This is a genomic window from Armatimonas sp. (assembly GCF_043760365.1).
Lineage (GTDB): Bacteria > Armatimonadota > Armatimonadia > Armatimonadales > Armatimonadaceae > Armatimonas.
The window spans coordinates 1-4,363 of the sequence record NZ_JAYUPA010000566.1 but is presented as its reverse complement, the minus strand read 5'-3'; the positions used below and the strand labels follow the sequence as shown (position 1 = coordinate 4,363).

3 protein-coding genes are annotated in these 4,363 nt (G+C 59.4%); 2 read left to right on the top strand and 1 reads right to left on the bottom strand.

Annotated elements, in window-relative coordinates:
* Positions 1-2,045, bottom strand: a 2,045-nt coding sequence (locus ACH2EH_RS12935) for an HD domain-containing protein (RefSeq protein ID WP_395142286.1), incomplete at its 3' end; no start/stop codon positions are given.
* A gap of 106 nt (positions 2,046-2,151) precedes the next feature.
* Here ACH2EH_RS12935 and ACH2EH_RS12930 point away from each other — a divergent pair.
* A complete protein-coding gene (locus ACH2EH_RS12930; RefSeq protein ID WP_395142284.1) occupies positions 2,152-3,231 on the top strand; it encodes a hypothetical protein in 1,080 nt (359 codons plus the stop codon).
* Between the two features lie 83 nt (positions 3,232-3,314).
* Positions 3,315-4,363, top strand: a 1,049-nt coding sequence (dnaG, locus tag ACH2EH_RS12925; RefSeq protein WP_395142282.1) for a DNA primase, incomplete at its 3' end; no start/stop codon positions are given.

Below are 4,363 nucleotides of genomic sequence, written 5' to 3'. Positions count from 1 at the left end.
CCGGTCAGTGCCGCGATCATGGTCAGGTGCAGTGTCATTGTCTCCAGCTGTGTGTTCAGTAGATAGGCGGCGGGCATTGCGCTGGTGTGTGCCTGCACGGCCTCCGCTTCTTCTTCGGTTGCTTGTGAGGCAAGGCGGCGGCGCACTCGATCACGTACTCCCGCCAGGCGGCGGTTTGCCTCGTCGGGCGCTTCCTCATCGGGCTGATCGCTCTCCAGTGCGCCTAATGTCCGTCCATAGAGCTCGTCCAGCAATCGGGCTGTCATGTCCGTCCAGATACCCGGCCCCACCGCAGACGTATCCGCCCAAGTGAGTAAATAAAGCATCTTCAGGTGCTCCGCATCCGGCACCTGGCGTAGCACTTCGCGGATTGTCTCCGGGCGAGCCAGATCCCGCAGGCGGGATATCTCAGCCAGCAGCAAGTGCCAGCGCACCAGAAAAACCGCGCTCTGTGTCCGCTGTGCGTAGGCCCCCAGCCGCTCGCAGATCGCCTCGGCCCGCTCCGCCCCGGTGAGCTCATGAGGCGCACGGGTGCCATCGAGTCGTGTGGGCCACTGCTTGCCCAGATCGTGCAGGAGCGCTCCCAAGTAGAGGGTTGCGGGTGACTCCAGGGAGGAGAAGACCTCACGGTAGGCAACGGGTAGATCCGCCGCCGGGGGGGAGTCGGGGCGCAGACGCGCCAGGTTACGCAGAACGCGCAGCGTGTGCTCTCCCACCGTCCAGACATGGGCGGGGTCGTAGGGAACCAGGCCCATACAGGCTTCCAGCTCCGGGAGTAGTGCTTTAAGCAGTCCGGTGCGTTGCATCCGGCGCAACATCTGCTCTACATCGCCTGGCTGCATCAGCAGGTTCAAAAAGCGTGTCCCGCTGTCAGGGGGGAGTCCCTCGCGGCCCACAAGTTCCTCAATCGCCTCAATCGTTGCAGGAGCAAGCTCAAGATCATAGCGCTGGCAGAACTCCAGGGCCGCGAGGGGCCAGTGCGGGTCAGCAGCCACGCGTCGGGGCTCGGCGACAATCACCGCCCGCCGCAGCGATGCTAGCCCGGAGTCGCTTCCCAGAGTGAGAGGTGCCTCCAGGCAGCGCTGCATGATCTTTTCGGACAGTGCAAACGCACTCTGAGCATGGGCATAGTGCGCCCGCATAAAGACCTCGACCGGGGGCGCATCTGCCTGTGCCGCCACTCCCAGACGCTGGGCAATTTCCTCCTGTCGGGCCGCGCTGAGCCGCTCCCGACGCTCATCCGTGATCAGGTGCAGGAGGTTACGTACGGAATAGAGATGCTCCCGAGCCTCCTGAAGCCGGGTCTTTTCTACAGCCGTGAGGATATGGCGGCGCACCAGCTCTCTCCAGAGAGCATCCCCCGTTTTATCGAAGCGTGCCCGCGCCATCCAGAGTGCGGTTTGAATATCCCTCAGTCCGCCAGCACCTTCTTTCAGATCGGGCTCAATCACAAAGGGCGACTCCCCCATTTTCTGACGAACGCGCTCTCGTTCCGAAATTTTCCGAAAAAGAAAGTCCGCAATATGAAGGCCAGGCCCATAGATGCGGTCGAAACGGGCAAAGAGCGCACCATCACCCCCTATCAGACGGGCAGAGAGCAGCGCGGTCTGGGTCTGATGATCCAGCCGATCTCCTCCGATCTCTGAGATATGGCGGTAGGCGTAGCCCACTTTGATTCGGGCTCCGGCCATTAGGACATCCATCACGAGGCGAAAGGCCTCGCGCAGAAGCGGCGGGTCATCGTCGCGATCTACGAGGAAAGTCAGGTCAACGTCAGAGTAGGGTGCAAGCACGCGCTGACCGTAACCGCCGGTCGCGAGCAGAGCAATCCCCTGAGGGCTCTGTCCGGCGCGTTCAGAAGCGAGTGCCAGAAGCCGCCTTAGGACGGCATCCAGCAGATCGCTATGGGCCTGTGCCCAGCTTCGGCCTCCTGTATCAGGGTGCCAGCGAGCACGTAGCTCAGCACGAGCTTGAACAAGATAGCCCGTCAGGGCACGCTCCTCGCGAAGAGAAGCAAGAGTCGTAGTGTGAAGAGAAATGGACACAGTCAGAAGTTTTATACCATTTTGTGAAAAACACGGGTAGAATATGTGGCATCTAGTCCGAAGTGTATGGCTCCTCAGACCGGGGAGTTTTGGGAGGATGAAGTTTATGAACTGGCAAAAGACAGTAGGCATTAGCGGCGTGGCATTGGTTGTGACGGGAATGTTCCCAGCTCATGCCCAAAAAGATGGTATCGAGCGAGCGCTCGCAGGTATTCGTATCAACGCGTCGTCAAAAGAAATTTTGCGCGTCTTCGGTAACCCCAACGATATCCAGATCGGTGATGTCGCGGTTCGTCCTCCAACACAAGCGGGCGGCCAAGGCGGCACGCAGGGTATGCCGGGCATGGGCGGCGGTGCTGACGACGGCGGCGGTATGCCCGGTATGGGTGGCCGTGGCATGGGTAGCAGCGGCATGTCGGGCATGGGTAGCAGCGGCATGTCGGGCATGGGCAGTAGCGGCATGATGGGTGGCGGTAGCGGCGGCAAGATGGGTGCCATGAGCGGCAGCGGCCCCAGCATGGGCGGTATGAGTGGCATGAGCGGTAGCATGGGCAGCAGCGGCATGTCTGGCATGAGCAGTAGCAGCGGCATGTCTGGCATGAGCGGCAGCATGGGTAGCAGCGGCATGCAAGGTAAAATGGGCGGCGGCGGCCCCATGGGTGGCATGCAAATGGGCGGACGCGGTAGTGGCAGCATGATGGGAGCCGGAACCGACGATGGCGCTCCCTTAGGCGGCGGCGGCATGCAAATGGGTGCAGGCGGTGGCGCAGGTGGTGGGATCGGAGCCTTTGGGCAGACGACATCCTCCTCAACATTCCAGCAGGAAGTGACCTGGAGCTACTCCAAAAAAGCACTGGATGCCAAGAAGCAGCAACAAGCCATCGGCTACGATTTCTTGATCTCCCCTGAGGGTAAAGTCTCGCAGATCCGCATTACGGGCTATGTCCCACGCACTGCCAAAGACAAGAGCGCCAAGGGCCTCACTTTAGGCTCCACCTACAAGGATCTGATCCGAACCTACGGTACTCCCAAGTCTGTCATGAAGAGCGGCGAGCTCCTGGTGTGCTCCTATCCGACGCAGCACATTGAGTTCCAGCTCATGAACATGAAGTTCGTCAATGGCTACGCGGATCCGTACAACGGCATCTATAAAGTCGTGGCGATCCAGATCAACAGCGTCGAGTAGACAAAACCAAAGAGAACTTCTTGCCCCTAGTGCACTTTCGGTGCGCCGGGGGTCTTGTTTTTTTCGGGTACTATAAGCTCCCCATGGAACTTAGTGAGAAAGATGAAATCCGCCAGCGCGTTGATCTGGTTGACTTCATCTCACGCTACACCGCACTGAAGCGCTCTGGCCGGACATTTAAGGGGCTCTGCCCTTTTCATAATGAGCGTACTCCCTCATTTACCGTAGACCCTGACCGAGCATCGTGGCATTGCTGGGGAGGATGTTCCACAGGAGGAGATATCTTCGCCTTTGTGATGAAGGCGGAAAATCTGACATTCCCGGAAGCGGCAGAGCGCCTGGCACAGATTGCCGGTGTCACGCTGAGTCGTGGCGGAATGGACAGCGCGGAGGCAGCACGGCAACGTGATGAAAAAGAGCGCCTGTATAGTGTCAATGCCGAAGCGACGCGCTTTTTCCGGAATTTTCTGGGTAAGGCAAAGCTCGCGCAGGACTATATCAAAGAGCGTGGCCTAGCACATGAGACTCTCGAAAATTTCCAGATCGGCTACGCACCTGAAGAGTGGAGCGCCCTTTCCCGCTATCTGCTGAGCAAGAACATGAGCCGCGAGGATGCAAAGCAAGCGGGCCTCCTCTACGAGTCGCAGCGGGTGCAGGGCGACTACAACGATAAATTTCGCGGACGGCTGATCTTTCCCATTCTCGATGTCCAAGAGCGGGTTGTGGCTTTCGGAGGGCGCACTATCCCTAACCCCGAGCTGCCGCCCGATACCAATGTTGGCCCCAAGTACCTCAACTCCCCGGAGAGCAAAGTCTTCTCCAAGAGTCGCATTCTCTATGGCCTGAACCGCGCACGGAAAATCATCAGTGACGTGGACCAGGTTCTGGTGGTCGAGGGCTACATGGATGTGATCGCAGCGCACCAGGCGGGCATTGGGAATGTCGTGGCCACTCTCGGGACATCACTGACCGATGACCATATTCGGATACTGGGGCGCTACACCAAAAATATCGTGCTCTCCTTTGACTCCGATGAGGCGGGAGTGCGCGCCGCTCTGCGCGCCGCCGAGCTCTTCAGCGCACATGGCCCAGAATTCGCTTTGAAAGTTCTGGCAATGCCTGAGGGAGATGA